This window comes from Paenibacillus sp. 102 (assembly GCF_039549175.1).
GTDB lineage: Bacteria > Bacillota > Bacilli > Bacillales > Bacillaceae_G > Bacillus_A.
Map to the genome: position 1 here is coordinate 1 of NZ_JBCGHT010000063.1, position 765 is coordinate 765.

General features: G+C 33.3%; 1 pseudogene. It reads right to left on the reverse strand.

Annotated features, from left to right (window positions below):
- Positions 1–678: 678 nt before the first annotated feature.
- Positions 679–765: pseudogene (locus AAIE21_RS29255) on the reverse strand (ankyrin repeat domain-containing protein); the annotation flags it as partial.

The following is a 765-nucleotide window of genomic DNA, read 5'->3' on the forward strand; positions in this document are numbered from 1 at the left end:
AGATAACTCTTGTTTTTGATGCATATTCATAAAAAGCACGTCACCCTTTCTCATTAACATAAGAGAATAGTAACGTGCTTTTAACTTCAAAAATAGTCTAAATCCTTAAGTTGATGGATGTGGGGTGGCACCACATCACCATCAAGCTAAGATTTTGAAGTACCCCCAAAACGAAAATTTTGTGCACTTTATAGCAACAAAGTTCATTTTTTTTCGTTTTGGGATTAACCTGCTCTGTTAGGTTGATGGGCATGTGGAGTTATCCCTTATAGCATAAAATATAATTCCGTTATAAATCTACTATCCATATTCCTCTTCCTATATTTGCACCAGAACCAAATTATACGTGTACCGACTTATTTCTACGCTAAAATGCAAAAAAAGCACTCGTTGCCATAATTGACAATAAAGTGCTTTAAGTTCATCTATTTTTAAGTAGCATAAATTTGTAAGTTTTGTAGTAACAGTATGATACCTTTTGTATGTCATGAAAAATACTACGTTAAAACTAACGAGTTTGTACGAGCTCATTAGTTTAATATACAGTCCATGTGTGTTTATATTCGGCGCCCATTAAAATGTCATCTCGCCAAAGCTCGTACTTCGTTTTCTATTCTATCATTGCACATAATACTTTATGATGGTACAACCATCATGGAGTATGTACTTTTTAACAGCCTATTCTTTTTCATCCATCTTCTGCTTTAAATATTCAGCAATTTCTGTTTGCCCAAATTCTCTAGCATACTCATAAGCATTCATATT